The 26,314-nt window shown below is 72.0% G+C and carries 27 protein-coding genes; 13 read left to right on the top strand and 14 right to left on the bottom strand.

From position 1 onward, the window contains the following. The first annotated feature begins 140 nt into the window (after positions 1-140). The 3 genes from lnt (at position 141) to PKF00_RS15765 (ending at position 3,273) form a co-directional block, all read left to right on the top strand. Positions 141-1,859: an apolipoprotein N-acyltransferase gene (gene lnt / locus PKF00_RS15775; protein ID WP_271218268.1), complete on the top strand. Its 1,719-nt coding sequence runs from the start codon at positions 141-143 to the stop codon at positions 1,857-1,859. Then, positions 1,859-2,602 (top strand): polyprenol monophosphomannose synthase, encoded by a 744-nt coding sequence (locus PKF00_RS15770; protein ID WP_271218267.1) that lies wholly within the window; start codon positions 1,859-1,861, stop codon positions 2,600-2,602. Before lnt ends, PKF00_RS15770 begins: the two co-directional genes overlap by 1 nt. Positions 2,603-2,706: 104 nt before the next feature. Further along, positions 2,707-3,273: an FxsA family protein gene (locus PKF00_RS15765; RefSeq protein ID WP_271218266.1), complete on the top strand. Its 567-nt coding sequence runs from the start codon at positions 2,707-2,709 to the stop codon at positions 3,271-3,273. On the opposite strand, the gene PKF00_RS15760 is transcribed toward PKF00_RS15765, so the two are convergent. Continuing rightward, entirely contained in the window at positions 3,260-3,715 is a 456-nt protein-coding gene (locus PKF00_RS15760) for an SRPBCC family protein (RefSeq protein ID WP_271218265.1), read from the bottom strand. The genes PKF00_RS15765 and PKF00_RS15760 overlap by 14 nt on opposite strands. A gap of 139 nt (positions 3,716-3,854) precedes the next feature. On the opposite strand from PKF00_RS15760, the gene PKF00_RS15755 reads away from it, so the two are divergent. The 6 genes from PKF00_RS15755 to PKF00_RS15730 all read left to right on the top strand — a co-directional run bounded on the left by PKF00_RS15755 (position 3,855) and on the right by PKF00_RS15730 (position 9,839). Continuing rightward, the gene (locus PKF00_RS15755; RefSeq protein ID WP_271218264.1) at positions 3,855-4,436 is read left to right on the top strand and encodes an RNA polymerase sigma factor; all 582 of its coding nucleotides are present in this window, start codon (positions 3,855-3,857) and stop codon (positions 4,434-4,436) included. Between the two features lie 19 nt (positions 4,437-4,455). Next, positions 4,456-5,211 (top strand): methylated-DNA--[protein]-cysteine S-methyltransferase, encoded by a 756-nt coding sequence (locus tag PKF00_RS15750; protein WP_271218263.1) that lies wholly within the window; start codon positions 4,456-4,458, stop codon positions 5,209-5,211. A gap of 303 nt (positions 5,212-5,514) precedes the next feature. Further along, entirely contained in the window at positions 5,515-6,513 is a 999-nt protein-coding gene (locus PKF00_RS15745) for an MvdC/MvdD family ATP grasp protein (RefSeq protein WP_271218262.1), read from the top strand. After that, entirely contained in the window at positions 6,506-7,507 is a 1,002-nt protein-coding gene (locus PKF00_RS15740) for a TIGR04500 family putative peptide maturation system protein (protein WP_271218261.1), read from the top strand. The genes PKF00_RS15745 and PKF00_RS15740 overlap by 8 nt, the downstream gene beginning before the upstream one ends. Beyond that, entirely contained in the window at positions 7,492-7,689 is a 198-nt protein-coding gene (locus tag PKF00_RS15735; protein ID WP_271218260.1) for a hypothetical protein, read from the top strand. The genes PKF00_RS15740 and PKF00_RS15735 overlap by 16 nt, the downstream gene beginning before the upstream one ends. Further along, the gene (locus PKF00_RS15730; RefSeq protein WP_271218259.1) at positions 7,686-9,839 is read left to right on the top strand and encodes a peptidase domain-containing ABC transporter; all 2,154 of its coding nucleotides are present in this window, start codon (positions 7,686-7,688) and stop codon (positions 9,837-9,839) included. The genes PKF00_RS15735 and PKF00_RS15730 overlap by 4 nt, the downstream gene beginning before the upstream one ends. A gap of 115 nt (positions 9,840-9,954) precedes the next feature. On the opposite strand, the gene PKF00_RS15725 is transcribed toward PKF00_RS15730, so the two are convergent. Then, positions 9,955-10,383, bottom strand: coding sequence for a protein-tyrosine phosphatase family protein (locus PKF00_RS15725; RefSeq protein WP_271218258.1), 429 nt, complete (start codon positions 10,381-10,383; stop codon positions 9,955-9,957). A gap of 150 nt (positions 10,384-10,533) precedes the next feature. Between PKF00_RS15725 and PKF00_RS15720 the strand changes: the two genes are divergently transcribed. After that, positions 10,534-11,685, top strand: a complete 1,152-nt coding sequence (locus tag PKF00_RS15720; RefSeq protein ID WP_271218257.1) for an NAD(P)/FAD-dependent oxidoreductase — start codon at positions 10,534-10,536, stop codon at positions 11,683-11,685. A gap of 89 nt (positions 11,686-11,774) precedes the next feature. Continuing rightward, the gene (locus PKF00_RS15715; RefSeq protein WP_271218256.1) at positions 11,775-12,272 is read left to right on the top strand and encodes a GNAT family N-acetyltransferase; all 498 of its coding nucleotides are present in this window, start codon (positions 11,775-11,777) and stop codon (positions 12,270-12,272) included. 246 nt (positions 12,273-12,518) lie between these two features. Here the strand turns inward: PKF00_RS15715 and PKF00_RS15710 are convergent, their stop codons facing one another. From PKF00_RS15710 to PKF00_RS15700, 3 genes are all read right to left on the bottom strand, one after another. Further along, positions 12,519-13,070: a snapalysin family zinc-dependent metalloprotease gene (locus PKF00_RS15710; RefSeq protein WP_271218255.1), complete on the bottom strand. Its 552-nt coding sequence runs from the start codon at positions 13,068-13,070 to the stop codon at positions 12,519-12,521. Between the two features lie 77 nt (positions 13,071-13,147). Beyond that, positions 13,148-14,275, bottom strand: coding sequence for a S1 family peptidase (locus PKF00_RS15705; RefSeq protein WP_271218254.1), 1,128 nt, complete (start codon positions 14,273-14,275; stop codon positions 13,148-13,150). Positions 14,276-14,701: 426 nt separating this feature from the next. Then, a complete protein-coding gene (locus PKF00_RS15700) occupies positions 14,702-15,622 on the bottom strand; it encodes a sporulation protein (protein WP_271218253.1) in 921 nt (306 codons plus the stop codon). A gap of 345 nt (positions 15,623-15,967) precedes the next feature. On the opposite strand from PKF00_RS15700, the gene PKF00_RS15695 reads away from it, so the two are divergent. Next, entirely contained in the window at positions 15,968-16,141 is a 174-nt protein-coding gene (locus tag PKF00_RS15695; RefSeq protein WP_271218252.1) for a hypothetical protein, read from the top strand. Positions 16,142-16,241: 100 nt separating this feature from the next. Here PKF00_RS15695 and PKF00_RS15690 read toward each other — a convergent pair whose 3' ends face one another. Beyond that, entirely contained in the window at positions 16,242-17,207 is a 966-nt protein-coding gene (locus PKF00_RS15690; protein WP_271218251.1) for a TIGR03557 family F420-dependent LLM class oxidoreductase, read from the bottom strand. A gap of 180 nt (positions 17,208-17,387) precedes the next feature. On the opposite strand from PKF00_RS15690, the gene PKF00_RS15685 reads away from it, so the two are divergent. Then, entirely contained in the window at positions 17,388-17,837 is a 450-nt protein-coding gene (locus PKF00_RS15685) for a hypothetical protein (RefSeq protein WP_271218250.1), read from the top strand. Between the two features lie 18 nt (positions 17,838-17,855). Here the strand turns inward: PKF00_RS15685 and PKF00_RS15680 are convergent, their stop codons facing one another. From PKF00_RS15680 to PKF00_RS15645, 8 genes are all read right to left on the bottom strand, one after another. After that, entirely contained in the window at positions 17,856-18,719 is an 864-nt protein-coding gene (locus PKF00_RS15680) for a PIG-L deacetylase family protein (RefSeq protein WP_271218249.1), read from the bottom strand. A gap of 125 nt (positions 18,720-18,844) precedes the next feature. After that, positions 18,845-20,098 carry an ROK family transcriptional regulator gene (locus PKF00_RS15675; RefSeq protein WP_271218248.1) on the bottom strand — a complete coding sequence of 418 codons (1,254 nt, stop codon included), beginning with the start codon at positions 20,096-20,098 and terminating at the stop codon, positions 18,845-18,847. 35 nt (positions 20,099-20,133) lie between these two features. After that, positions 20,134-21,030 carry a carbohydrate ABC transporter permease gene (locus tag PKF00_RS15670; protein ID WP_271218247.1) on the bottom strand — a complete coding sequence of 299 codons (897 nt, stop codon included), beginning with the start codon at positions 21,028-21,030 and terminating at the stop codon, positions 20,134-20,136. A 2-nt stretch (positions 21,031-21,032) separates the two neighbouring features. Further along, the gene (locus PKF00_RS15665) at positions 21,033-21,950 is read right to left on the bottom strand and encodes a carbohydrate ABC transporter permease (protein WP_271218246.1); all 918 of its coding nucleotides are present in this window, start codon (positions 21,948-21,950) and stop codon (positions 21,033-21,035) included. Positions 21,951-21,953: 3 nt separating this feature from the next. After that, positions 21,954-23,384, bottom strand: coding sequence for an N-acetylglucosamine/diacetylchitobiose ABC transporter substrate-binding protein (ngcE, locus tag PKF00_RS15660; protein WP_271218245.1), 1,431 nt, complete (start codon positions 23,382-23,384; stop codon positions 21,954-21,956). Positions 23,385-23,972: 588 nt separating this feature from the next. After that, complete coding sequence (gene gdhA, locus PKF00_RS15655; protein ID WP_271218244.1) at positions 23,973-25,316, bottom strand: NADP-specific glutamate dehydrogenase; 1,344 nt, start codon at positions 25,314-25,316, stop codon at positions 23,973-23,975. 178 nt (positions 25,317-25,494) lie between these two features. Next, a complete protein-coding gene (locus tag PKF00_RS15650) occupies positions 25,495-25,809 on the bottom strand; it encodes a VOC family protein (RefSeq protein ID WP_271218243.1) in 315 nt (104 codons plus the stop codon). Beyond that, a complete protein-coding gene (locus PKF00_RS15645) occupies positions 25,806-26,282 on the bottom strand; it encodes a hypothetical protein (RefSeq protein WP_271218242.1) in 477 nt (158 codons plus the stop codon). The genes PKF00_RS15650 and PKF00_RS15645 overlap by 4 nt, the downstream gene beginning before the upstream one ends. Between the last annotated feature and the right edge of the window lie 32 nt (positions 26,283-26,314).

Below are 26,314 nucleotides of genomic sequence, written 5' to 3'. Positions count from 1 at the left end.
AGAGGGTCACCCCGTTGCCGTTTTCCCGCCCCTGATCTCGTGCTTTGGGACAGGGGCGGTGGAGCGGTACCGTTCGGGCTAGAAAGATGGGTCAGGACCGGGTGTCAACCCGTCCCGAGACAGCACAAGGAGCCCCGCCCGTGGTGCAGGAGAAGACGGCCGTCCCGGTGCCGGGGGAGGCCGCGGAGGGCGCGCGGCGGGATCGCCCGCGGTCTCTCCGGCGCCGCCTCCCCGCGGTCAGGGCCGTGGGCGCCGTCGCGGGCGGCCTGCTGCTCTTCCTCGCCTTCCCGCCGCTCGGGCTGTGGTTCCTCGCGCCGTTCGGCGTGGCGCTCCTCGTGCTGGCCGTGCGCGGCACACGCCCCCGCCGCGCCCTGTGGCTCGGCTTCCTGGGCGGGCTCGCCTTCCTGCTGCCCGCGCTGCACTGGGTCAGCCCGATCGGAGTGGACGCCTGGCTGGGCCTGGTGGCCATGGAGAGCCTCTTCTACGCGGTCTGGGCCGTCTGTGCCACCCTGACCTCCAGGCTGCCGCTGTGGCCGTTGTGGGGCGCGGCGCTGTGGGTGACGATGGAGTGGGCCAGAGGGACCTTCCCGTTCGGCGGGTTCCCCTGGGCCCGGGTGGCCTTCAGTCAGGGGGAGTCGCCCTTCACCCCGTACGCCGCCCTCGGCGGGGCGCCGCTGGTGACCTTCGCGGTCGCCCTGTGCGGCGGCCTGATCGCACTGGCGGCGCTCAGGCTCGCGGCCCTCGCGAGGGGGACCCGCCCCGGGAGGGCGTCCGCCCCGCCGTCCGCCGTACCGCCCGCGCCGGAGCCCACGGCGAGGCCCGCGTCGCCGCTCGCCTCCCGGCTCGCCCTCCCCGTCGTCCTGCCGCTCGCGGGGGCGCTGGCCGTCCCCGCCGCCGCGTTTGCCGTTCCCCGACCGGGAGACGAGGGCAGGACCGTGGCCGTCGGGGTCATCCAGGGAAACGTCCCGGGAAGGGGCATGAACCCCCTGGGAGACGAGCCCGCCGTGGTCCTGGGCAACCACACCCGCATGCTCCACGAGATGGCGCAGGCCGTACGGCAGGGCAGAACCCCCAAGCCCGACCTCGTCGCGCTGCCGGAGAACTCGACCGACATCGACCCCTACCGCAGCGAGCTCGCCCGCGGGCAGATCGACGCCGCGGTCAAGGACATCGGGGTGCCCGTCCTGGTCGGCGCCGTGGTCGGGATCGGTGAGGACAACCGCGCGACCCGCAGCCTGGTGTGGGACCCGGTCACGGGGCCGGGCGCCTACTACGACAAGCAGAAGCTGGTCCCCTTCGGGGAGTACACCCCCCTCAAGGACCTCGTGCTGGCCCTGTTCGAACGGGCGGGCCTGGTCGGCAAGCAGTCGGTGCCCGGCGTCCGCGACGGCGACCTGAGGCTCGGCCCGGTGACCGTCGGCGCGATCAACTGCTACGAGGTGGCCTTCGACGGCGTCGTCGGCGGCACCGCCAGGACCGGGGCGAGCCCGCTGATCGTGCAGACCAACAACGCCACGTACGCGCTGACGAACCTGCCCGCCCAGCAGCTCGCCATGTCGCAGTTGCGCGCGGTCGAGCACAACCGGGCGGTGATCACCTCCGCGATCACGGGTATATCCGCGTATGTGACCCCCCAAGGAAAAATCGCCTGGCGTACCGGCGAACTGGTTCCCGCGATGAACGTCCTCACCGTTCCGGTGCGGACCGCCCAAACCCTCGCCACTCGTGTGGGCGCCCTGCCAGAGTGGCTGTTGATACTTGTGAGTGCGGGCGCGCTGGCCGCCGTCAGGCGGCGCAGGACGCGCACCCCGGCCCCCTTCCCGGGCCGGGAGGACGAGCAGCAGGTAGGAGACGCGTGATGGAGCGGATGCTGGACCGGGTGCTCGTCATCGTCCCGACGTACAACGAGCGGGAGAACCTGCCGATGATCGTCGGGCGGATTCGCGCCGCGGTGCCCGAGGCGCACCTGCTGATCGCCGACGACAACAGCCCCGACGGCACCGGGGAGGTCGCCGACGGCCTGGCCGCCGACGACGACCACGTCAGCGTGCTGCACCGCCCGGGAAAGCAGGGGCTGGGCGCGGCCTACATCGAGGGTTTCCACTGGGGCCTGAAGGAGGGCTTCGACGTCCTCGTCGAGATCGACGCCGACGGCTCCCACCAGCCGGAGGAGCTGCCCAAGCTGCTGGAGAGGCTGGCCGACGGGGCCGACCTGGTGGTCGGCTCCCGATGGGTGCCCGGCGGCAAGGTGGTCAACTGGCCCCTGTCGAGGGAGCTCCTGTCGCGCGGCGCGAGCCTCTACAGCCGGATCATGCTCGGCGTCCCGATCCGGGACGCCACCGCCGGTTTCCGCGCCTACCGCGCCTCCACCCTGGAGAAGATCGGTCTCGACGACGTGGAGTCGCAGGGCTACTGCTTCCAGATCGACCTGACCCTGCGCACCGTCCACCACGGTCTGCGCGTCGCGGAGGTGCCCATCACCTTCGTCGAGCGCACCGTCGGGGCCAGCAAGATGAGCAGGGGCATCATCGTGGAGGCGTTCTGGCGGGTCGCCGTGTGGGGCGTGGCCGGTCTGCCCCGCCGCCTGCGCCGTCCACGCTGAGCGAACACCGGGCGGACGCCGGACAGAGGCCGGGCCGGCCAGGAACGCACGGCCGCTCCCGGACGTTGTCACTGTCGTAGGGCTGTCGCACGAGCGAGGAAAAGATGCGCCTTCTGCTGTTCCTGGTCTTCCTGGTGGTCCCGGTCCTGGAGATCTGGGTGCTCATCCAGGTCGGTCAGGTCATCGGCGGCTGGCCCACGGTCGCCCTCCTGCTCGCCGACAGCCTGCTCGGCGCCTGGATCGTCCGCAGGGAGGGCCGCAGGGCCTGGCGGAACCTGCAGGCCGCGCTGCAGAGCGGCCGGATGCCCGACCGCGAGCTCGCGGACGGCGCCATGATCGTCGCGGGGGGCACGCTGCTGCTCACCCCCGGCTTCGTCACCGACATCGCCGGCTTCCTGTGCATCCTGCCCTTCACCCGGCCGCTGGTCCGCAGGCTGGGCACCTGGTTCTTCGCCCGCAGGGTCCGCACGCTCGCCAAGACGGCCGCGGGCCCTGGGCTCGGCTCGCCGTTCGGCCCCATGGGCTCGCCGTTCGGGGAGGCGGGCTCGCCCTTCGACACGACGCGCGGCCAGGGCAGGGGCTCGGGGCCCGTGATCCACGGCGAGGTCATCCGGGACGAGCCGAACAGGCCGGGCGCCCGTGACTCGAGTCGCGACCTCACCGGCCACTGAGATCGGCCAGGCGCCGCAGCGAGCGCCGCAGCAACGCCTCGCCGAGCGGTCTGACCAGTGGCCAGCCCAGCCGTCCGACGGGACCGAAGGGCGGGTCCAGCTCCTCCTCCCACACGATCGTGCTGCCGCCGCCCTCGCGGGGCAGCACGTGGAAGGCGCCGGTCCCGCGCACCAGGCCGCCGGTGTGCCGGACCTCCACGGTCCTCGGCGGATCCCAGCGGGTGATCTCCATGGTGTCCAGGAACCCGAAGGGGCCGACCCCGCTGAAGGCCGCGAGACGGCTCCCCGCGCTGTGGCCGTCTCCCCCGGTGACGCGGGCGCGGGTCAGGACCATCCACTCGTCGTGACGCGGCCAGTCGGTCATGACGGCGAACACCCGTTCGGGAGCGGCCGCCGCGTCGACCGAGACGCTGAGGGAGACACCGGTGCGGGAGTGAGTCACCTCCGGTCTCTCCCCGCGTGCCCGCGCGGCCGAAACCTCCTTCGCCCGTTCGCCGCCTCCCCGGCCGTCCGGGCGCCCCGCGCCCGCCGTACGGCGAGGCGGGTGCAACCGATACGGGACGCCCGGGGTTGAGACGGGCATGAGGGATGTCGACCGCGAGACAGGAACGCTGCCCGAGTGCGCGGATCTCGTCGTGAAAGCCCTCGTCGAGGATCTCGACGAGGGGTTCGCCGCGCTGTTCGCCGCGTACCGGGGGCTGGTGTTCTCCACCGCGCTGCGCCTGTGCGGGCGGTGGGCGGACGCGGAGGACCTGACGGCGGAGGCCTTTCTGCGCGCCTACCGCGCGCTGTGCGGCTACGACCGCGAGCGCGTCGCGAGGCTGCGGTCGCGTGCCTGGCTGATGACGATCGTGATGAACGTGTGGCGCAACAGCCTGCGCACCGAGGCCCGCCGGCCGCCGACCACCCTGCTCGAGGAGCCGGTGGAGACCCCGGACCCGCACGAGGGGGTCGAGGAGGCGGCGGTCAGGCGGGAGACGGGCGACGAGCTGGCCGGCCTGCTGGGACTGCTGCCCGAGGACCAGCGGGCCGCGGTGGTGCTGCGTCACGTCGTCGATCTGCCCGTCGGCGAGATCGCCGTCGTGCTGGGCCTCCCGCAGGGAACCGTCAAGTCGCACATCTCGCGGGGGCTGCAGCGGCTCCGCGCTCTGACCACCCCGTAAGCCCGCAAGGAGGCGCCCGATGGATTCCACCCACGACCCGTTGCTCGCCAGGCTGGCCGGGCTGGCCACCGATGCCCCCGACGGCCTGCTCGGGCGGATCGCCGCCCGCTGGACGCGCGCCCCGAGCCCGGTGGGGGAGCTGCTCGTCGCGTTCACCGACGAGGGGATCGTCTACGCGCGGCTCGAGGGCGAGGACTTCGCGGCCTCGTTCAGGGAGAGGTTCGCCCGCCCGCTGCTGCCCGCGCCGCGTCCCCCGGCGGGGCTGCTGCCCGCGCTGCGGTCGGGACGGAGCTCGGGGCTCCGGTTCGACCTGCGGGACGCCGACGACTTCCAGCGGGACGTGCTGCGCGCGGCCCTGACCGTCCCCAGGGGGCAGGTGCGGCCGTACTCCTGGATCGCCAGGCTGGTCGGCAGGCCGGAGGCCGCCCGTGAGGTCGCCTCGACGCTGGAGCGCAACCCCGTGCCGGTCCTCATCCCCTGCCACCGCGTCGTCCGGGCGGACGGCGCGGCGGGCGGGCACGCGTTCGGCCGGGCCGCGAAGGAGGCGCTGCTGCGCGCGGAGAACGTCGACCTGGGCGAGGTGCGCTCGCTGGCCGAGGCGGGCGTGCTGTACCTGGGCAGCGACACCACCGGGATCGTGTGCTTCCCCACCTGTCACAACGCGCGCAGGATCACCTCCGCGCACCGGCACGGCTTCCACAGCGTCGCCCAGGCCGAGCGGGCCGGGTACCGGACGTGCCTGCACTGCAGGCCCGGGCTCGCGGAGGCGGGCTGAGCGGGCTGAGCGGAGGGCGGCGGGCGGCGGGCGGTCACGACGGGTCCGTCGGCGACCCCGACGTCACGGCGTCGGGGTCGCGTGGCCTGAGCGTTCCGGGGGCTTTCGTCGGCGTCGGCCCGCTCGCCGCGCCGCGTCCGGGGCGGCCGCGAACCAGGCGGGGGCGAGGCGCCCGGTGGGTTCAGTGGTTCGCAAGTCATCCACCAGGTGATCACAAGGGGTGACCCGTAGCGTCCTCGCCGTAGGGACGACCGCCGGGACGCCGTGATCACCGGAGGTCGCCGCTTCTGTGACGAGGGTGACGTGATCCTGATACTGAGCGACCGGCAGGACGACGCGGTCGAGATGGTGCTGCCGAAGCTGAGAGCGCGCGGGGTGCCGGTGACGTGGTGGGATCCGGGCGACTTTCCCGCCAGAGGCAGTCTCACCGCCGCCTTCACCGGTCAGGGCCACCGGATCGTGCTCGACACCGGAGCGGGCGCGGGGCCGCTGGACCTGGCGCAGGTGCGCGCCGTGTGGTGGCGTCGCCCCAACCGGCCCACACCCGCGGAGAACGTCACCGAGCCCTCCCACCGCCGACACGTGGTCTGGCAGGCGGAGTTCCTGCTCGACGGGGCGTGGGAGCTTGCGCCCGCCCGGTGGCTGCCCGCGCGCAGGGACGTCGAGCGCAGGGCGCACAACAAGATCATTCATATGGCGCGTGCCGTGGCCCTCGGCTTCTCGGTGCCGGAGACCGTCTACACCAACGACCCGTTCGAGCTGGCGCCCGCCTACGAGAGGGCCGGGGGAGACCTCATCGCCAAGCAGATCAACTCGGACGAGTTCACCCTCGACGGCGTCGACCACCGCACCTACACCACGGTCCTCACCCGGCGGCACCTCACCTCGCGCCACCGCCTCAGGCATGAGCCGGTCATCCTCCAGCCGTACGTTCCCAAGGCCGTGGAACTGCGCGTGATCGTGGTCGGCGACCGGGTCTTCGCGATGGAGATCGACTCGCAGGCGTCGCGCACGGCCAGGGACGACTGGCGGCACTACGACGACGACCGGGTGCGGCACGGCGCGCACCGGCTTCCCGAGGACCTGGAACGCCGGTGCGCGGACCTGGTCGCCGCGCTCGACCTGACCTACGGCGCGATCGACCTCATCCTCACCCCCGAGGGGGAGTACGTGTTCCTGGAGATCAACCCCAACGGGGCCTGGGGATTCGTCGAGCACCACACGGGGCTGCCCATCGCCGAGGCGATCGCCGACTGGCTCGCGGCGGCGGAGACCGAGAACGGATCAACGGACCATGAGTGACTTCGCAACCGCGCTCGCGTCCGGCGTGCGGCTGCTGCGCGGCCTGCCCCGACGCCGCGCCGACGTCGAGGAGGCCAGGCGGGCGGCCGCCGCGTGGGCCGAGGAGCATCCGGGACTGCGGGCCCAGCTGGTCGTCGACGAGCGCCCCGGCACCCCGGTGGTCGACTTCGACCTGCTGGTCGAGGACCCGGAGGGCGGGACGGTCGCCCTCACCGCGCAGGCGGAGGACGGCGTGCCCTGGCTGATCGACCACTCGACGCACTGGGCGGCGGGCCAGCTGGTCAGCGTCGACGAGGTGCATCTGTCGGTCGCGCAGGCACTGACCATGATCCGGTCGCTGTCGCGCCGTGACATGACGCCGCACGACGAGATCGTCGACCAGTGCCTGATCCTCAACGAGATCCGGAAGGAGACCGAGCCGGTCGACGCCGGGGATCTGCAGGCCGCGGCCGACGAGTTCCGCCGCGGGCGGGGCCTGCACGACCGTGCCTCGACGATGGCCTGGCTGGCCGAGATGGGCATGACCCTGCCGCAGTTCGAGACCTACATCGGCGGCGTGGCCCGGCGCAGGGGTTTCCGCCGCCGCATGGAGGCCGAGCTCGGCCCCGCCCGCCTGGCCGCCGCCCCCGGGGCGTTCGACCGGGTGCGCGGGGTCTGGATCACCGGACCCGAGACGTCTCTGGCGGCCTGTGCGGGAGACCTCGCCCGGGTCCACGACGGCGGCCTCGCGGCTCTCGCGTCGGGGGACGGCGACATCGAGACGACGATCGCCGAGCGTCTGGCCTTCGAGCTGCCCGAGCCGCTCCGCGACGCCGCGCCGGGGACCGTGGTCGGGCCCGTGGCCCACGGCGGGACCTTCCTCGCCGGAGTCGTCCTGACCCGTGCGGCCGCGGTACGGGACGAGCGGACGCTGGCCGCCGCAGGCCGCCTGGCGTTCTCCCAATGGCTGGCCGAGCGCCGCCGTCAGGCCTCGATCGAATGGCACTGGTCATGAGCGGCGGCATCTTCCGTGAGGAGTCCCTGCGCCGCTACCGGGACTCCTCGACGCGTGAGGACGTCCCGCTGACGATCCGCACGCGCACGCTGGTCGCGCTGTGGGCGGTGGTCGTGCTGCTGATGGCGGCGGGCGTCGTGTTCGCCCTGGTGCTGAGGACACGGATGGGAGGCGGGGCATGAGACGCGTGCCCGTCGTGCTGCAGAACACCGCGACCGAGTGCGGGGCCGCCTGTCTGGCGATGGTCCTGTCCTACCACGGGCGGCGGATCTCGTTGCAGGAGATCAGCGACCGGCTCCAGATCGGCAGGGACGGCCTCAGCGCCAAGGCGCTGCGCGAGGGGGCCGTGGAGTGCGGGCTGAAGTCGCGGGCCTTCTCCCTGGCCCCCGCGGACCTGGCCCGCGTGCCGATGCCCGCGGTGGTGCACTGGGAGTTCAAGCACTTCGTGGTCGTCGAGCGCTGGGCCGAGGACCGGGTCGACATCGTCGATCCGGGGCGTGGCCGCCGCAGGCTCACCGCCGAGGAGTTCGACGAGGGCTTCACCGGCGTGCTGCTCGCCTTCGAGCCGGGGCCCGGCTTCCGGCGGGGCCGCTCGACCGCGGGCGCGGCCTGGCGTCGCAGGTTCGTCCGCGCGCTGCTGATGCGCAGGAAGGGGCTGCTCGCCCAGGTGGTGCTGGCCTCCCTGCTGCTGCAGCTGCTCGGCCTGGCGCTGCCGTTCTTCTCCGAGGCGCTGGTCGACCGGGTCCTTCCCACGGGCGCGCAGGGGCTGCTGACCCTGATCGGGGTGGGGCTGGGGATCGCCGCCGCGACGCAGTTCGCGGTCGGCTACCTCCGCTCGGTCCTGCTGGTCGCCATACGCGCGGGGGCGGACGCCGAGCTGACCGGGGGGGTGGTCTCACATCTGGTCGCCCTGCCGTACCGCTACTTCGCGCTGCGGGGCAAGGGCGACCTGATGACACGCGCGGGAAGCGTCGCCGTGCTGCGGGACATGCTCACGGGGCAGGTCCTGTCCGCGCTGCTCGACGGGCCGCTCGCCGTCGGCTACCTGATCCTCGTCTTCAGCTGGGACGTCGCCTTCGGCGCCTGTCTGCTCGCCTTCGCGGCCCTTCAGGTGCTGCTGCTGCTGGCCACGGCCCGCAGGGTCAGCCTCCTCACCCAGGAGGAGCTCAGCGCCTTCTCCGCGACCCAGAGCCAGCTGGTCCAGGCCATCGGCGGCATCGAGACGCTGAAGGCCTCCGGGGCGGAGCACCGCGCGGTCGAGCAGTGGTCGAGGCACTTCACCACCCAGCTGAACGCCGACATGCGGGGCGGCCTGGCCCAGGGACTGCTGGAGGCCGCGCTCGGGACCCTGCGCCTGCTGGCCCCGCTCGCGCTGCTCTGGGTCGGCGCGTGGCGGGTGCTCGACGGGGAGCTGACCCTGGGCGCGCTGCTCGCGCTCAACGCCCTCGCGGCCGCCGCCCTGACCCCCATCGGCTCGCTGATGGCCAGTCTGCAGGGACTCCAGCAGGCGGGGGCGCACTTCGACCGTCTGTCGGACATCCTCGCCTCCGAGCCCGAGTCGACCGCGGGCATCGAGGTGCTCAGGCTGCGCGGCTCGGTCGAACTGCACGGCGTCGGCTTCCGGCACGACCCCAGGGGACCGTGGACGCTGCGCGGCATCTCCGTGTCGATCAGCTCGGGTCAGAAGATCGCCCTGGTCGGCCCCTCAGGGGCGGGCAAGAGCACCCTGGCCAGACTGCTGCTGGCGCTGCACACGCCGTCGGAGGGACAGCTCAGCTACGACGGCGTTCCGCTGTCCGAGCTGAACCTGCGCTCGCTGCGCCGCCAGTTCGGCGTGGTCACCCAGGAGCCGTCGCTGTTCACCGGGTCGATCAGGGAGAACATCGCCCTCAACGCCCCCGACGCGCCGATGGAGCGGATCATCCAGGCCGCCGAGCTGGCCTGTCTGCACGAAGAGATCAGCATGATGCCCATGGGGTACGAGACCCTCCTCATGGAGGGAGGCGGCCTGTCAGGCGGGCAGAAGCAGCGGCTCGCGCTCGCCCGCGCGCTGCTGTCCCGGCCGAAGATCCTGCTTCTCGACGAGGCCACCAGCCATCTCGACAGCACCACGGAGGCGCGCATCGAGGCCAACCTCGGCTGGCTCACCCAGACGCGCATCGTGATCGCTCACCGGCTGAGCACCGTGAAGGACGCCGACCTCATCCTGGTGGTCGACGAGGGGAAGATCGTGGAGCGCGGCACCCACGAGGGCCTGCTCGCCAGAGGCGGCAGGTACGCCGCCCTGGTCGCCGCCCAGACCCCGGACGCCGCCCAGGCCGCCGGCCGGTAGCGTTCCGTCGGGGCGGTCGGGGCGGTCGGGGCGGTCGCCCGAGGGCAGGACGGCCGCTGACGAGTCAGGCGGCCGTCGGAAGCCGTCGGAAGCCGTCGGAAGAGGAGACGGGCCGTTACCGGAAGCGGGCGACGAAGCGACGTTGCCAGGGGGTCTCCACGGCGTGTGAGGAGTAGTGCTCCCTGACGTAGGCGACCGCCTCGTGGCCGGGCACCCCGTCCAGTACGGCGAGGCAGGCCAGCGCGGTGCCGGTCCGTCCGCGTCCGCCGCCGCAGGCCACCTCGACGCGTTCGGTCCCGGCACGCGCCCACGCCTCGCGCAACGCGTCCCCCGCGGCGGCGCGGTCGGACGGCAGCCAGAAGTCCGGCCAGCGGAGCCAGCGGGACTCCCAGGGGACCGGGGACGGCTCACGGCCCAGGAGATACAGCGCGAAGGTGGGTTCAGGTCCCGCGGGGAGAGGGTGGCGAAGCCCCCGGCCGCGAACGAGCCTGCCCGAGGGCAGCCGTAGCACACCCGCCGCCGAGGGGTCCCAAGCAGTGATCATGAAACGAGCGTAGCTCCCTCGCCCGGGGGGGGCGCCTCCGGCCTCCCCGCGGTGTGCCGGGTGATCACGACGGCCATGATACCTAGTATTCCTATCTGTTGAATTGGTATTTTGTCCGGGTAAGCCCTAGTTCGAGGATGTGGTGGTGGCGTGTCATACGACGTCGGAATCATCGGAGCCGGAGTCCACGGGGTCAGCGCGGCCTTCCACCTCGCCCGCAGGGGCGTCTCGACCGCCGTCTTCGACCGGGGCGCCCCGGCCTCGGGCCCGACCGGGCGTTCGGGGGCCATCTGCCGGGCCTACTACACCGACCCCTTCCTCGCCGAGGTGGCCCGCGACGGCATCGCGTTCCTCGCCGACTTCGGCGAGCGGACCGGTGGGGGACAGTCGGGCTTCCGCCGTACGGGGGCGTTCTACCTGCACGGCCCCGACGACGTGGCGACGGCGAAGGACACCGCGGCCCGCCTGGGGATCGGCAGCGAGCTCCTCGAGGCCGAGATTCCCTCGGCTCTGCCGTACCTGGACACCGAGGGCGTCGCGGTGGCGGTCTGGGAGCCCGGAGCGGGCTACGCCGACCCCTTCGGCACCACGCTCGGTCTCGCGGAGGCGGCGCGGAGGCACGGAGCCGAGATCCACGTCAACCGCCCCGTGGTCGCGATCGACGAGAACGCCGGCGGGGTGACCGTCACGACGGCCGACGGATCGGCGCACCACCTCGGCGCGCTGCTGGTCGCGGCCGGGCCGTGGACCGCGCCGCTGCTGCGGCCGCTCGGCGTCGACCTGCCGCTGACCGTCGAGCGGCACGTCGTCGCGGTCCTGGAGCACGACCCCGCGGACGCGGAGGGGCTCGTGCCCCATGTGCTGATCGACGTCGCCGGGGGTTACTACTCCACGCCGCAGCCGCGCACCCAGTACCTCGTCGGCGGCGTGGTGCCCGCCTCCCCCGCCGACCCCGACGACTTCGCGCGCGCCGTCGCCCCCGACGAGACCGGCAGACTCGCCGAAGCGGCCGCCAGGCGGTCCCCGGCCCGCCGCAGGGCGCTGCCGGTCGGAGGCTGGGCCTCGCTGTACGACGTCAGCCCGGACTGGCAGCCGGTGACGGGGCGGGTGAGCGAGCGCGTCTACGTCGACGCGGGAACCAGCGGCCACGGCTTCAAGCTCGCCCCCGCCTGGGGGGACCACGTGGCCAGGCTGCTCGTCGGCGACGACGTCGACCCGCGCCTGGCGGCCTTCGCTCCCTCCAGGTTCGAGACCGGGGCCGAGCTGGCCGCCGGGTTCGGGGCGGCCAGGATTCTCGGCTGACCGGGACGGAGAATACCCTCGGCGTCGTGCGCGAAGGCCGGCGTGAGAGGTTCGCGTGAAGAGGCCGCGAGAAAGGCAGGGAAGGCCGTATGCCCGTATCCGCAGAGAGAACCGACGTCATCGAGGTCAGGCCGGTCGGCTGGGACGACGCCGCCGCCGTCGCGCTGCGCGCGGCGATGACGGAGGAGATGGGCGCCAGGTACGCCGACCGGCTCGCCCAGAGGCCCGACTACCTGCCCCGCGGCATGGCCGTCGAGTCGGAGACCGTGGTCTACACCGGCGTCGCCTACGCGGGGGCGTCCCTGCCCGTCGGCCACGTCGCGCTGCGCAGGCACGGCGCCGACCTAGAGCTCAAGCGGATGTTCGTGGCGGCCTCCCACCGTGGCGCGGGTGTGGCCCGCGCGCTGCTCACCGCCGCCGAGGACGCCGCCCGCGTGCTCGGCGCGCCTCGGATCGTCCTGCAGACCGGGGACCGCCAGCCGGACGCGGTGAGACTGTACGAGCGGGAGGGCTACGTCTCCATCCCGCTCTTCTCCCCGTACGAGGAACTGGCCGGCTCCCACTGCTTCGAGAAGCTCCTGCGCTGAGCCGCGGAGGCCCTGCCCGCGCGTCCTTTCGAGGACGGCGTCAGCCCGGCGGCCACGCTTCCGCGAAAGCCCCCGGGGCGCTCCCGGGGGCGAGAAAGGCGATGGCCGGTCCGGCCGAGCGCTCGGCCGGACCGGCCAGATGGCCTCCGCGGTCGTTCACCGCCTCTCTTCACCGTTTCCGGCGTCGCGTCCGGTGGCGGTGCTCGTCGAGGGTGTTCGCTGAGGGCGCTTGTCGGACGTGCCCGTCTACGGGGCCGCCGGCTCAGGAGCGTCGACGTAGATCCGGCCGAAGTCGATCGCCGGGGTGAAGCCCCTGAAGTTACGCTCGACCTGGGCCTTCTCGGTCGCGTTGGGGTTGGGGTTGGTGCAGCCCGTGCCCGCGCTCGCGCCGGACATCAGGTCCGTGCACAGGCCGGTGCGCCTGTCGGGCAGTCCCAGGATGTGGCCGATCTCGTGGGTCGAGATGCGCAGCGGGTTGTGGCCCTCCGCGGTCGCCTGCCTGCCGATCCACACCGTGCCCCGCCCGAGGCTGGTCGGCTGGGCGCGGGGCCAGCCGTTGTCGGCGTACACGACGAAGTCCGCCGGGCTGCCCGCCACCAGGCGCACGTTGGTCACGCTGGAGTTCCAGACCTGCGCCGCCTGGTCGATGTAGGAGCGGAACTCGGCGGCGCGGCTGGCGTCGTACCGGAGCACCCGGACGGCGGCGGCCTTGCCGGTGGTCGCCGGCGCGGCGGTGGCCGCCTGGGCGGGGGAGACGGTCGCCAGGAAGGCGAGTCCTAGGACGAAGCCGATGGTCAAGCGGATGATTCTTACCACTTCGTTGGCCTCCTCGGCCTGGGGGGTTGCTCGTGGGGACGAGCGGGAGAGGAGAGCGGTCAGCCGACCTTGAGGGTGAGGCCGTAGACCTGCAGGATCTCGTTGACCGGCTGGTGGTAGGTCGTGCCGCCCGACCTGCAGTTGCCGGATCCGCCCGAGGTGACGCCCTGCGCCTGGCTGCCCGAGATGAAGGAGCCGCCGGAGTCGCCGGGCTCGGCGCAGACGCTGGTGCGGGTCACGCCGGACACCGTCCCCTGGGGGTAGGTGACGGAGGTGTTGTGCTGCTGGATGGTCCCGCAGTGCCAGCCGGTGGTCGAACCGGAACGGCAGATGGAGGCGCCGACCGTGGCCTGGGTCGACCCCCTGACGATGACGTTGGTGCTGCCCGACTTCACCCACGGCTGGGGGGTGTGGCCCGGGGTGGCGACCCACGCGTAGTCGTTGCCGGGGAACGAGGAGCCCTGGAAGGTGCCCGAGGGGTTGCTGGTGGTCTGGCCCGTCCTGCCGCAGTGTCCGGCGGTGACGAAGCCGGGGGTGCTGCCCTTGGTGACGGGGAAGCCGATGCTGCACCTGCTGCCGCTGCCGATGTAGTACGCGTCGCCGCCCCTGAGGTTGACGAGGGCCTGGGGCTGCTCGGCCGAGACCTGGACTCGCACCGCGTCGGCGCCGACTCCGGCGGCGGACACGAGGGCCTCGCCGGCCGCCTGCTCCTTGGCCAGGACCACGACGCTGTTGGTCGTGACGTCGACGTACCAGAGGGACGCCCCCGCCTGTGCCTGGGCGGGCGCCTGGTCGAGACGGTCCTTGAGCGCGTTGAGCTGTGCCAGGGTACGGCTGACGACCACGGGCTGGGCGCCCTTCGCCCTGATGGCGCCCGCCGTGGCGGCGTCGCTGGTGGCGACGAGGAGCCGGGAGGCGTCGGCGTTGAGCCATGCGCCCGCGTACTTGTCGCCGAGCGTCTTGCTGAGGGCTGACTCGGTTCCCGCGGCGCGTGCCTCGTTGGCCAGGCGGGTGACCGCCTGCTCGGCGGTGAGGCCGAGGTCGCGCTGGAGCGCCTCGATCATCGAGGGGGCGGCCGGCTGCGGCGCGGCCAGCGGGGCCGACTGGGCGGCGGCGGGGGAGACGGTGGCCGCCACGCAGAGAGCCGCGATGGCGGCACCGGACAGGAGGGAGCGTTTACTCAACATGTGCACTCCTTGTGAGGGGTGCTGTCAAGGTATTTGGCGCGTCGCGGGCCAGGAATGTGGCAAAAAATCCCTACCGCAGTGTTATGACATCGTGGCGTTATGACCGCCGTTCTCGGCAGTCATCCGGTGCCATCCGCGTGCCTGGCCTGCCGGAACGCCGGGGATGGTGAGGCGGCACGGCCGCGGAGGAGGTACGGCCCCGCGGACGGCCCTCTGCCGCGCGGCCCGGGTGGTTCGTCCCCCTGGCGCCCCCGGACGGGACGATTCCGGGGGGACGTCCCGCGCGCGATGTTCCCCGCGTGACGTTTCCCGGAGGTGATCCGGGCGGGCTCTTTCTCATGGGACGTTCCCGGCGGTGGTCCGGGCGGGGCGTGTTCGCGGCGGCGCCACGGGCGGGCCGCCCCTCGAGGGCGGCCCGCCGCGCGCTCACTCCTCTTCTTCCTCGTCTCCCTCGAAGAAGTCGCCGATCTCGTCGATCACCTCGGCGGCCACGAATCCGCCCGCCAGGCCCGCGGCCCCGGCCGCGACGGCCGCGCCGCCGCCGTGGTGGTCGTGGTGGCCGTCGTATCCGTGGTGCCCGCCGTGGTGGGCCAGGCCGTCGAGCCAGGCGGTGATCTCGCCGGCCCAGTCGGTCGCGAGAGCCTGCTCGTGGCTCACCTGGAAGTGCCCGAAGGAGTCGCCCCCGCCGTGCCCGCCTCGCTTGTCGGCCTCCAGGATGACGTCGAGGCCGGCGGGGGAGGCGACGAAGGTCAGCTCGACCTCGTTGACCCTGCCCGCGTACTGGGCGGACGGGTGGAACTCGATCTCCTGGTAGAACGGCAGCTCCTGTCGCACGCCGTGCAGGTGGCCGCTCTCCAGGTCGGCGCGCCTGAAGTGGAAGCCGAGCCGGGAGAAGGCCGTCAGGACGGCCTCCTGGGAGGGCAGGGCCGCCACGGAGAAGGGGTCGAGGTCGCCCTTGTCCACCGCCCTGGCGACCGCCAGCTCGGTGCGCAGGCCCACGGCCATGCCGTTCAGGGGCACGCCCTCGACCTCGCTGAGCGGCGTCTCCCACGGCACCGGGATCACGAACGGCACGGCGCGCTCCTCGCCCGCGCGCAGGGTGAACGGGCCGGAGACCTCGGCGCCGAAGAACTCCCCGAGACCGCTGTACTCCCCCTCCTCGTGCTCGGTCTCGACCCTGGCGACCAGGGCGAGGCGGATGCCCTCGATCTCGGCGTCGAGGTCACCGCCCTTGATGCGGACCTCTCCGCTCAGGGACCCTCCCGGGGAGACGCGCGACACGGCCAGAACGGTGTCCACGGAGGGACCTCCGACGCCGAAGACTCCCAGCAGCCGTTTGAAGACCACGGATATCTCTCTCCTGTTGTGGTGACGTAACCGAAACGGCGAACGAGTGATCGTAACCCCTGGTTCCCGCGCGCGCGTGCTGTCAGGGCGGGTGACCCGGTGGTGTCAGGCGAGGGAAACGGCCGTGAAGGGCATATCCACCCATGAGTGTCGATTCCTGACAACGATCAAGCCTGGCAGCGTCAAATCTCCGGTCCTGGGCACTCGGAACTCACAGGGATAGATTGCTTGACTCCACGGATTCCACGGATCTCACGTCTGGCCGCCGACCGATCGCGGCGGCCGGCCCGCGCCGGGCACCGCTTGGAGCGTTCCGTTCAGGCTGCCACAGGAGGATGCGCGCCCATGACCCACCAGCCTGCCGTAGACGGTGATCCCGGGCAGGAGGAGGGAGAGCCGCTCCCCCGCAGGCTCGACGCGCCCCGCTGTCCCCACACCGACGCCGACCGCCGCTGCGTCCTGCCCTCCGACCACGAGCTGGGCCACGTCTACCCGCACCGCAAGGCCGCCGAGGAGTGAACCGGGATCCGCGGGCCGCCGGCCGTTCCCGAGGGCCTGACGACGTCGCTGGGGCACGCCCGCGGTCGTTCCCGCGGGAGCTCTCCCCGCCGCCGCGTCCCTACAGCCGCCGCAGCGCGGGCAGCAGCTCCTTCTCCGACCAGTCGAAGAACTCCCGCTGGTGTTCGTGGCCGATCTGGACCAGGGCGACATGGGTGAACCCCGCGTCGGTGTACTTGCGCACCGCCTCGACGACCGCGTCGACGTCGGGGCCGCACGGCACCTTCTCCGCGACGTCCTCCGGGCGCACGGTCTCGGCGTAGGCCGCGAAGTTGACCGGCGCGGGCAACTCGGCCATGACCTTCCAGCCGCCCACCGCCCAGCGCCACAGCCGGTGGGCCCGCTCCAGGGCCGCCTCGGCGTCGGGGTCGTAGGAGACGGGCAGCTGGCCGTAGACCGGCCTGCCCGCGCCGCCGGAGGAGACGAACCTCTCGACCAGGTCCGCGTCGGGATCGACCGCCACCAGCGCGTCGCCGTACTCGGCGGCGATCTCCGCCGACCGGCCTCCCGAGGCGGCGATCGCGAGCGGCACCGGCTCCTCGGGCAGGTCGAACAGCTTGGCCGAGTCGACGTCGAAGAACTCGCCCCGGTAAGTCGTGTATCGCCCCTCGAACAGCTCCTGGACGATCTCGATGGCCTCGCGGAACATCTCGTGCCGGGTGTCGACCGGAGGCCAGCCGTGGCCGATCACGTGCTCGTTGAGATTCTCCCCCGCGCCGAGGCCCAGCGTGAAGCGTCCCCGGGTCAGCGCGCCCATCGTGGCCGCCTTCTGCGCCACCACCGCCGGGTGGTAGCGCATGATCGGGCAGGTCACGTAGGTCATCAGCGGCAGCCGCTCGGTGGCGTGCGCCGCCGCGCCGAGCACCGACCAGGCGTACGGAGCGTGCCCCATCTCCTCCAGCCACGGGAAGTAGTGGTCGGAGACGACCGCGTAGTCGAAGCCGACCCGCTCCGCGGTCGCGACGTCGTCGACCAGCTGCCTGGCGGGCGTCTGCTCGCACATCATCGTGTAACCGATCTCTGCCATGCCCGACCCCTACCCGCCCTCCCGGCGAACTCGCCGGGATGTGCGGAATGTGGGCGTTCTTTGCCGTGCGGCCTGCCGCGCTCCCGTCCCGCTCCGTCCGTCCCGTGACGCCCCGTCGAATAGCATGTGGTCGCATCCGCACGGCACGCCGAGGGACGAGAAAGGGCGAACGGGCCTCCAATGTTCGACGACAAGACACAGGAGACCCTCCGGCGTCTGCTCGACCTCGCCGAGCACCCCTCCACTCCGCAGCCCGAACGGGCCCTGGCCGTCACGAGGATCAGGGCGCTCATCATGGTTCCGGAGGGAGACGCCCGGCGCGCGCCGGTCACCCCGGCCATGGACGCCGACATCCTCAAGAAGATCAGGCCGCTGATCCGCGGGGTCGACGAGGACCTGGTGAACGAGGTCCACGGCGACCTCTACGCCTTCAGCACCCGTTACCGGGTGATCGGCGAGGTCGCCGACGAGATGGCCCGCCTGCTCGAACGCTGGAGCGGCGTCGTCCCGGACAAGCGGCACCGGCACGAGGAGGCGGTGCGGATCGCCGCCTCGAAGCTCGCCTACCTCCTGGAACGCCGCGACCTGTTCCGCAAGCCGAGGTGGAGCAACCGCCCGCGCGCCAAATAGGCCCGCGCGGGCCGTCCGCTAGGCGATCCCGACGCTCGGCTCGGGGAGTCCGGCGGTCAGGCCGTCGCCGAAGACGTCGAGGAGCAGGGGCAGCTCCTCGTCCGGCACGGCGCGGCCGTAGCCCGCGAGCTGGAAGGTCTCGGCGTGCCGGACCCGCTCCGCGTGCGCGTCGCCGTACCGTCTGGCCAGAGCCGGGCGCATGTCGTCACCGGCGATCATGAACTCCTCCCAGTGGGCGAGGACGAACGCCCGGCGCTCCTCGACCGCGTCCTCCGCGGGCACCAGGCCCGCGAGCCCTCGCGCGGCGGGGGAGTACTCGAAGAACTGCGAGGCGTGCGCCGCGCAGGCGTCCACCTTCCTGTCGATGACGGGGTCGACGTCGACGGCGACGTCGTGCCGGTGGAAGCCGGGGGCGGCGTAGTCCACCATGAGCAGGCAGAGCGGCTCGCGCTCGAGCGCGGGCCTGCCGGGCGCCACGTTGGGCGTCGTGCAGAAGGCCACAGCGTCGGCCACCAGGCGGCCCGCCGCCCGGTTGTCGGGGTGGCCGGGGCCCTCGCCGTGCAGGGCGACGATCACGTCCGCCCGCCACTCGCGGATCAGTTCGATCACCTTTCTCCGCATCTCGACCGAGGGCTCCAGCTCACCGTCGTGCACGTCGAGGATCTCGTACTCCAGCACGCCGAGCGCCTCGGCCGCGCGCACGGCCTCCCTGGCTCTGCGCCGGGCCAGAGGCACGGGTTCCATCGTGAAATGGCCCGCGTCGCCGTTGGTGAGCGACACGAACTTCACCGCGTGGCCCGCGCGGGCCAGCAGCGCCGCGGTTCCACCGGCGTACATGTCCGCCTCGTCCGGATGGGCACCGATGACAAGGACCTTCGACATTCCTGTTCTCCTTCGTGGATACGGCTTCATTGGCATGGCTTGGTAGAGGTGGTTTCGCCGGCACGGCTTCGCGGGGGCGCTCTCCTCCGGCGGGGAGCGGTCCGGCGGGGGAGGCGGTCGTCGCGTCAGCGGCCCGCCGTGCCGGCTTTGAAGACCTGCTCGCGCGCGATGTCCAGGGCGAACTCGACGGCGCCCGCCCGCACGGCATTGCCGCTGACCGTGCTGAGCGCCAGGGGGGTGCGGGCGAGAGAGGTGGCGGCCAGCCGAACGGCGACCATGCGGCGGAGCTCCTCGCCGCCCGCTGCGCACAGCGAACCGCCGAGCACCACCAGATCCGGGTCGATGACGCCGACCACCGCGATGACGCCGACGGCCATCCTGGCGGCCAGCGACTCGAGGAAGGCGGTGTGCCCGTCGGCGACGGCCTCGCGGAGGACGTCCGCCGCGGCGCGCGCCGTGCTGTCCGCCGTCGAGGCGGCCATCGCGCCCCTCCCTGCGCCTGTCTCTGTGCCCGTCTCTGCGATCGGTGTGGCGTCCGCCGCGAGGCCGTGGGCGCGGGCGAGCCGCAGCACGGCCTCCGCGCCGAGGATGGAGTCGAGCGATCCGCCCTCGGGGCCCAGCACCCGTCCCCGTTCGACGGGATCGGGGACGACGATGGAGCCGATCTCGCCGCCCCTTCCCGTGGCGCCCCGCCACAGGGCGCCCTTCAGCACCACGCCCGCGCCGATCCCCTGGCCCAGCCAGAACAGCGCGAAGCTCTCCGCCTCGCGCGCCGCGCCCTTGACCATCTCCTCGACCGCGACGAGGTTCACGTCGTTCTCCATGCGCACGCGGTCGTTGCCGAGCCGCGCGCGCAGGGGGGCGAGGTCGTGCACGTGCTCCCAGCTGGGCAGCTGGATCACCGAGTCCAGCCGGTCGCCGACGACGTCGACGACGCCGGGCATCCCGATGACGACCTGGTCGAGGTCGCCGGTCCGCAGGCCCGCGGCGCGCGCCGCCTCGCCCACCGCGGCGGCGAGCGAGCCGATCGGATCGTGGATGCCGGGCGTGGCCATCCGGTGCTCGCCGACCACCTGTCCCGTCAGATCCGCGACGGCCACGTCCAGGGCGTCCGGCGTGACGTCGACCCCGGCCACGTGGCAGCAGGAGCCGTCCAGCGCCCACATGTGCGCGGCGGGTCCCGCGCTGCCCGGCTTCCGCCCGCCCTTCTTCACCAGGCGGGCGGCTTCCAGACGGCGCAGGACCTCGGCCGCCGAGGCCTTCGACAGGCCGGTCAGGCTCTCCAGCTCCCCCCGGGTGAGCGGCCCGCTGCGGAGCAGCAGTTCCAGGGTGGCGCGCTCGTTCAGGGTGCGCAGGACACGCGGGCTTCCGGACGACATGCTCATCCTCGTTGTCTGGACGGTCTGGATCATCGCTATTTCAGCGCACCCGAGGTTAGCCCGGACTGGATCTGGCGCTGGAAGACGGCGTAGACGACCACCACCGGAATGATCGACATGCTGAGCGCGGCGAACAGGCCGGGCCAGTCGGCCTCGTATCCGGCGATGGTGGAGATGTCGGCGATGCCCTGGGTGATGACCCACTTGTCCTTGGCGCCGGAGAGCAGCACCAGGGGCAGGAGGTACTGGTTCCACTGTCCGAGCACGTTGAAGATCGTGATGCTGACCAGTCCTGGCCTGGCCATCGGGAGCATGACCTGGAAGAACGTCCGGACGTGCGACGCTCCGTCGATCATCGCGGCCTCGGCGACGGAGGTGGGCAGCGTCTTGAAGAACGAGGCCAGGAAGAAGATCGTGAACGGCAGGGAGTAGGCGATGTAGACGAGGACCAGGCCGGTGTGGGTGTTCAGCAACCCCACCTGGTCGACCACGAAGAAGAGCGGCACCAGGGCGAGGAAGACGGGGAAGGCCATGCCGGAGACGAACAGGTAGTAGATCAACCGGTTGCCGGGAAACCTGTAGCGGGCCAGCACGTAGGCGGCCATCGAGCCGAGGAGCATGGTCCCGAACGTGCCCGCGGCGACGACGATCACGGTGTTCAGCAGGTAGGTGCCGACGTTCGCCTTGCTCCAGGCGCGGGCCCAGTTGTCCCAGCGCAGCTCGGCGGGCAGCTGCAGCGCGTCGCCGAAGATCTCGGTGTTGTCCTTGAACGACGCGAGCAGGGTCCACAGCAGCGGAAGCACGACCAGCAGCGCCCACACGACCAGCGCGACGTGCGACAGGCCGGTGAGCAGTCCGGGACGCGGGCGTCCGGACGCGGGGGGAGCGGCGGCGGAGGAGGTGGTGAGCGGTGGTTCGGTGGTGAGCGTCACGGTCAGAACTCGATCCTCTCGCGACGGGTGACACGCAGGGTCAGCGCCGCGAACGTGATGGTCATGAAGAACAGCGCCACGCCCATCGCCGAGGCGTAGCCGAACTTCGAGTAGCTGAACGCCGTCTTCCAGATCTCCAGGGGCAGCACGGTGGTGGCGCCGTCAGGGCCGCCCCGGTCGACCGAGAGCACCTGCACCAGCGCGAAGCCGTCGAAGGCGGCGATGCCGAGGTAGACCCAGCCGACCTGCACGGTGTCCCACAGCAGGGGCAGGGTGATGGACAGGAACATCCGCACCCGGCCCGCGCCGTCCAGCGCCGCCGCCTCGAAGACGTCCCTGGGGATCGCGGCCATTCCGGCGGAGAACAGCACGACGTAGAAGCCGACGGCCTGCCAGACCATCACCGCGATGATCGACCACAGGGCGAGCCCGGGTTCGGTGAGCCAGCCGACGGGCTCCAGGCCCAGCTTGATCAGGGCGCCGTTGACGACGCCGCTCTCGTCGGGCCGGTAGACCGCCTTGAACAGCACGCCGACGACGGCCACGGCCAGGACCTGGGGCAGGAAGAACACCACCCGGTAGAACCCCGACCACCGCACCCCGCGCATCGTCCCGCTCGCGCCGCCTCCGCCCAGGTTGAGCAGGTAGGCGAAGAACAACGCGAGGGCGATCGTGACGAGGGGCAGCGTGACCAGCAGGACGCCGTGGTTGCGCAGAGCCTGCCAGAACGCCTGGTCGTCCCAGAGGCGGGCGAAGTTCTCCAGTCCGACGAACCCCGGGGCGCGTGACACGCCCCGCCAGTCCGTCAACGCGATCTGGAACGCCTGGACGTACGGATTGATCACGAAGGCCAGGTAGAGCACCGCCGGCACCACGAGGAAGCCGGCGACGAAGCCGAACGCGCGCAGCCGCGTGAACATGGGTCAGGCGCTCCGCGTCTGCTTGGAGACCGACGAGTCCTTCTTGATCTCGTCGGCCTTCTTCTGCATGTTCGCGCAGAACTGCTCGGGCGTGACGCGGCCTGCCATGACCGCGTTCGTCTGGGTCTGGGAGTGGTCGAACAGCTCCTTGTACCAGCTCTCGAACCGCGCGTCGGTGATGGTGTTCCTGCCCGCCGCGTCCTGTGCCTTGGCGGCGCTCCGTACGGCGGGAGGGAGGTCCAGCCCTTCCGCGACGCCGTTGACCACGGTGAGGTTCTTGGTCCTCTCGGTGTAGCCGCGGGCCCCCTCTCTGGAGAGCATGATCCGCAGGTACTCCAGGCCGCCTGCGGGGTTGGGGCCCTTCGCCGAGGCGAAGAACGCCTCGCTCACCCCGACCATGATGGCCTCGGCGGGCAGCTTGTCCGTGGCGGTCACGCTCGGCACCGGGGCGATGGCGTACTCGAAGGAGTCCGGCTTGTCCTTGGCCATCTCGTTCTCCAGCCAGGAGCCGCAGGGGTAGAAGGCCACCTTGTCCTGCAGGTGCTTGATCTGCGTCTGGGTGTGGTCCAGGCCGAAGTAGGCCTTGTCGCCGTACCTGGCCTGCAGGTCCGCCCAGGCGGTGACGGAGGCCAGGACGGCCGGGTTGGTCCAGGCGCCGTCGGCCAGGTTGTCGATGTCGACGATGACCTGGTTGCCGCCGATCTTCGCCGCCGTGTAGACGAGGTTCCAGACCTGGTAGAACGGCCCGACCTGGCCGGGGTAGGCGAACAGCGTGATGCCGGCCTTCTTCGCCTCCTCGCCGAGGGCCAGGAAGGCGTCCCAGGTCTTGGGCACCGTCCAGCCCTTGGCCGCGAAGAGCTTGGCGTTGTACCACAGGGCGCGGTGGGCGACGGTGTAGTTGAGAACGTGTGGGACGCCGTCGATCAGCGAGTTCTCCTGGACGCCGCCGACCAGGGTGTCGCGCACCTTCTTTCCCGGGTCGTCGATCGACGGGGCGTCGAAGAGCGCGGTCAGGTCCGCGAGGTGGCCTTCGGCGGCCAGCGCCGCCATGTCGAGCGCCTCGGGGCCCGAGTTGTTCACCACGTCCGGCACGTCACCGCTGACGAAGCGCGGCCGGAGCTGGGTGCCGATCTTCTGCGTCGGGACGTGCTTGATCTCCGCCTGCGGATACGCCTTCCGGTACAGCGGCTGGTGGAGTCCGGTCGCGTAGCCGTCGCCGTTGCCGCCGTTGAAGATCACGACCTCCAGGGGCTTCTTGGGGTCGACGCCGAGCGGGTTGGCCGCCGAGGTCGCGGCGGTCGCGGCGGGAGTGGCGGGGGTCCGCGCGTCCGCGCCGCCGCTCCCGGCGGTCGCGCAGGCACTGAGCAGGCCCGCGCCGGGCCCTGCGGCCAGTGCGGTCAGGCCGATCCGGCGCAGGAGCTGTCGACGGTTCATCTCGCCCGGCATACCGGTTGATTGGGACATCAAGCCCTCCAGGGGGAATTACGAGGTGTGAGGGATGTCGCTCCCGGGATGACGGCTCTCGGCCGGTGTACGGCGACGAACCTGTTCAGCGCCCACCTCCGCAGGCCACACAGGTGGCGTGACCTTCGAGGTGACACGTGGAGCTATCCGTCTGGATACTTTCTAGACGGTTAGCGGCGATACTAGGGACGTCGTTCGCCCGACGTCAATGGCAGATGAACGTACGGTGAGCGGAAGGGGGGATCCTCTGGCCCGGACCGCGCTGAACCGGGGCGGAACGGGAAACGGGCCGCGCTGGAACCGGAGGGCGGAGTGAGAGACGGGCCGCGCTGGAACCGGAGGGCGGAGTGAGAGACGGGCCGCGCTGAAATCGGGGGCCGGAGCGAGACGGGGGCGGGCCGCCGGCCGGCCGCCCCGGGCTCACCCGTGGCCGTTCCGGCGGAGCGGCCCGCCGAGACCGCCGGCGGCCGCGTCAGGGCGTGGGAGCCGACTTGTGTCAGCCCCCTTCTGTTAAGCCCCTTGTGTTCCTTGTGTCCTTTGTGTCAGGCTTCGAGCCCGTCAGATCAGGCCCAGCGCGAGCATCGCGTCCGCGACCCGCTTGAACCCGTCGATGTTGGCGCCCGCCACGTAGTTCCCCGGCATGCCGTACTCGTCGGCGCTGCGCAGGCAGCGGTCGTGGATGTCACGCATGATCTGCTGCAGGCGGTTCTCGGAGAACTCGAAGGTCCAGGAGTCGCGGCTGGCGTTCTGCTGCATCTCCAGCGCGCTGGTCGCGACCCCGCCCGCGTTGGCGGCCTTGCCGGGCCCGAAGGCCACGCCCGCCTCCTCGAAGATCCGGATTCCCTCCGGGGTGGTGGGCATGTTGGCGCCCTCGCCGACCGCGACGCAGCCGTTGCGGACGAGCAGCTCGGCGTCGCGGCCGGTGATCTCGTTCTGGGTGGCGGACGGCATCGCCACCTCGCACGGCACCTCCCACACGCTCCGGCCGGGCACGAACGTCGCGTTCCCGCCCCTGCGCTCTGCGTAGACGTCCAACCGGCGGCGCTCGACCTGCTTCACCTGCTTGAGCAGGTCGAGGTCGACGCCCTTGTCGTCGACGACGTATCCGGAGGAGTCTGAGCAGGCGACCACGATCCCGCCGAGCTGCCGCACCTTCTCGATCGTGTAGACGGCGACGTTGCCCGAGCCGGAGACCGCCACACGCCTGCCGTCGAACGACGTGCCCCGTGCCTTCAGCATCTCGGCGACGAAGAACGCGCAGCCGTACCCGGTCGCCTCGGTCCGCACCTGCGCGCCGCCGTAGCTGAGCCCCTTGCCGGTGATCACTCCGGACTCGTAGCGGTTGGTGATGCGCTTGTACTGGCCGAACAGGTATCCGACCTCGCGCTGCCCGACGCCGATGTCACCGGCGGGCACGTCGGTGTACTCGCCGATGTGGCGGTACAGCTCGGTCATGAAGCTCTGGCAGAACCGCATGACCTCGCGCTCGGAACGCCCCTTCGGGTCGAAGTCGGAGCCGCCCTTGCCTCCGCCGATCGGCAGGCCGGTCAGGCTGTTCTTGAAGATCTGCTCGAAGCCGAGGAACTTGACGATGCCGAGATAGACCGAGGGGTGGAAGCGCAGGCCGCCCTTGTAAGGGCCGAGCGCGCTGTTGAACTCGACGCGGAAGCCCCGGTTGATGTGCACCTCGCCCCGGTCGTCCTCCCACGGGACCCGGAAGATGATCTGCCGCTCCGGCTCGCAGATCCGCTCGATGATCTTCGACTCGGCGTACTCCGGATGCTTGCCCAGCACCGGGCCTATGCTCTCCAGCACCTCGCGGACGGCCTGGTGGAACTCGGTCTCGCCCGCGTTGCGCCGCAGCACGTTTTCGTAGATCGACGACAGCCGCTCATGCAACATCAGATATCCCTTACCCCTCGTGAGGCATGCCTGCGCCCCACACTAGGGGGAGGCGGCGGGTGCGTCCGCCCCCCTCGAGGGGGGCGGACGCACCCGGTCTCCGCTCTCCGGCGTTCGGGAAATCCTCCGGCGTCCGGGGAGAGGGGTTCGCGACCGGCGAGAAGGCCCTCGGGGACGCTCAGACCGGTGGGACGTGGATCTCGACCGTCCGCCCGTCGGGGTCGTGAAGCAGATGACCGCCCGGGGGCAGCGCCGTTCCGTCCAGGCTGAAGCCCGGGTCCACGGCGAACCCGAGGCGCAGGGCGCCCGTCGTCCGCCGGGCCGTCGACGGGTAGATCTCGAACACGGTCCCGTCGCCGAGCACGGCGGCGTAGTGCTCGGGCCCCGTCCCGTGCCGCTCCGGCCGGAAGTCCAGGCCCAGGGAGCCGTAGAAGGCCCGGCAGGCCTCCAGGGCGGGGGTGTAGATCACCAGAAGGGTCGGCCTCGGCGTCATCGCCCCTCCCCGGCAACGTCCCCGGCACCGTCTTCCGCGCGGCCTGCCGCGGCGTCCTCAGCCTCTTCCGCGGCGTCCTCAGCCTCTTCCGCGGTGACCTTCAGGGCGTGCGGTGCGAAGGGGCGCCCTCCGGCGACGGGGAGCGTCCCGCCCCGCCGGTCGAGCGCCTGGACCCACTTGACGGCGACGGCCGCGACCTGGACCAACTCGGTTCGCAGGGCGTCCGGCCCGTCCTCGGCGAAGGCCTCGAGCACCTCCTCCCGCAGGATGTGCCGCCAGGTGAGCCGGCCCTCGCGGGAGGCCTCCCCGACGTCCTCCTTCGCCCGGTCCGCGTCGGCGGCGTGCCACGGCCCTGTGCCGTCGTCGATGTCCTGGATGCCCCACATGACGTCCTGGGCCACCCGCTCCGCCGCGACGTCGGCGAGCACTTTCGCCAGCGAGCCCGGCACTCCGTAGTCACCGTCAGGCGTCAACGATGCTCCTGTCGTCGGTTGCACACGCCGTA

This window comes from Streptosporangium carneum (genome assembly GCF_027922005.1).
Classification (GTDB): domain Bacteria; phylum Actinomycetota; class Actinomycetes; order Streptosporangiales; family Streptosporangiaceae; genus Streptosporangium; species Streptosporangium carneum.
The sequence above is the reverse complement of the archived record's forward strand: the minus strand, read 5'-3'. Positions and strand labels throughout refer to the sequence as shown.

Bases quoted from the DNA above. Each gene is read 5' to 3' on its own strand.
- PKF00_RS15770 (WP_271218267.1), top strand. From the start codon at position 1,859: ATGGAGCGGATGCTGGACCGGGTGCTCGTCATCGTCCCGACGTACAAC.
- PKF00_RS15765 (WP_271218266.1), top strand. From the start codon at position 2,707: ATGCGCCTTCTGCTGTTCCTGGTCTTCCTGGTGGTCCCGGTCCTGGAG.
- PKF00_RS15755 (WP_271218264.1), top strand. From the start codon at position 3,855: ATGAGGGATGTCGACCGCGAGACAGGAACGCTGCCCGAGTGCGCGGAT.
- PKF00_RS15750 (WP_271218263.1), top strand. From the start codon at position 4,456: ATGGATTCCACCCACGACCCGTTGCTCGCCAGGCTGGCCGGGCTGGCC.
- PKF00_RS15740 (WP_271218261.1), top strand. From the start codon at position 6,506: ATGAGTGACTTCGCAACCGCGCTCGCGTCCGGCGTGCGGCTGCTGCGC.
- PKF00_RS15735 (WP_271218260.1), top strand. From the start codon at position 7,492: ATGGCACTGGTCATGAGCGGCGGCATCTTCCGTGAGGAGTCCCTGCGC.
- PKF00_RS15730 (WP_271218259.1), top strand. From the start codon at position 7,686: ATGAGACGCGTGCCCGTCGTGCTGCAGAACACCGCGACCGAGTGCGGG.
- PKF00_RS15725 (WP_271218258.1), bottom strand. From the start codon at position 10,383: ATGATCACTGCTTGGGACCCCTCGGCGGCGGGTGTGCTACGGCTGCCC.
- PKF00_RS15715 (WP_271218256.1), top strand. From the start codon at position 11,775: ATGCCCGTATCCGCAGAGAGAACCGACGTCATCGAGGTCAGGCCGGTC.
- PKF00_RS15705 (WP_271218254.1), bottom strand. From the start codon at position 14,275: ATGTTGAGTAAACGCTCCCTCCTGTCCGGTGCCGCCATCGCGGCTCTC.
- PKF00_RS15695 (WP_271218252.1), top strand. From the start codon at position 15,968: ATGACCCACCAGCCTGCCGTAGACGGTGATCCCGGGCAGGAGGAGGGA.
- PKF00_RS15690 (WP_271218251.1), bottom strand. From the start codon at position 17,207: ATGGCAGAGATCGGTTACACGATGATGTGCGAGCAGACGCCCGCCAGG.
- PKF00_RS15685 (WP_271218250.1), top strand. From the start codon at position 17,388: ATGTTCGACGACAAGACACAGGAGACCCTCCGGCGTCTGCTCGACCTC.
- PKF00_RS15680 (WP_271218249.1), bottom strand. From the start codon at position 18,719: ATGTCGAAGGTCCTTGTCATCGGTGCCCATCCGGACGAGGCGGACATG.
- PKF00_RS15675 (WP_271218248.1), bottom strand. From the start codon at position 20,098: ATGTCGTCCGGAAGCCCGCGTGTCCTGCGCACCCTGAACGAGCGCGCC.
- PKF00_RS15665 (WP_271218246.1), bottom strand. From the start codon at position 21,950: ATGTTCACGCGGCTGCGCGCGTTCGGCTTCGTCGCCGGCTTCCTCGTG.
- ngcE (WP_271218245.1), bottom strand. From the start codon at position 23,384: ATGAACCGTCGACAGCTCCTGCGCCGGATCGGCCTGACCGCACTGGCC.
- gdhA (WP_271218244.1), bottom strand. From the start codon at position 25,316: ATGTTGCATGAGCGGCTGTCGTCGATCTACGAAAACGTGCTGCGGCGC.
- PKF00_RS15650 (WP_271218243.1), bottom strand. From the start codon at position 25,809: ATGACGCCGAGGCCGACCCTTCTGGTGATCTACACCCCCGCCCTGGAG.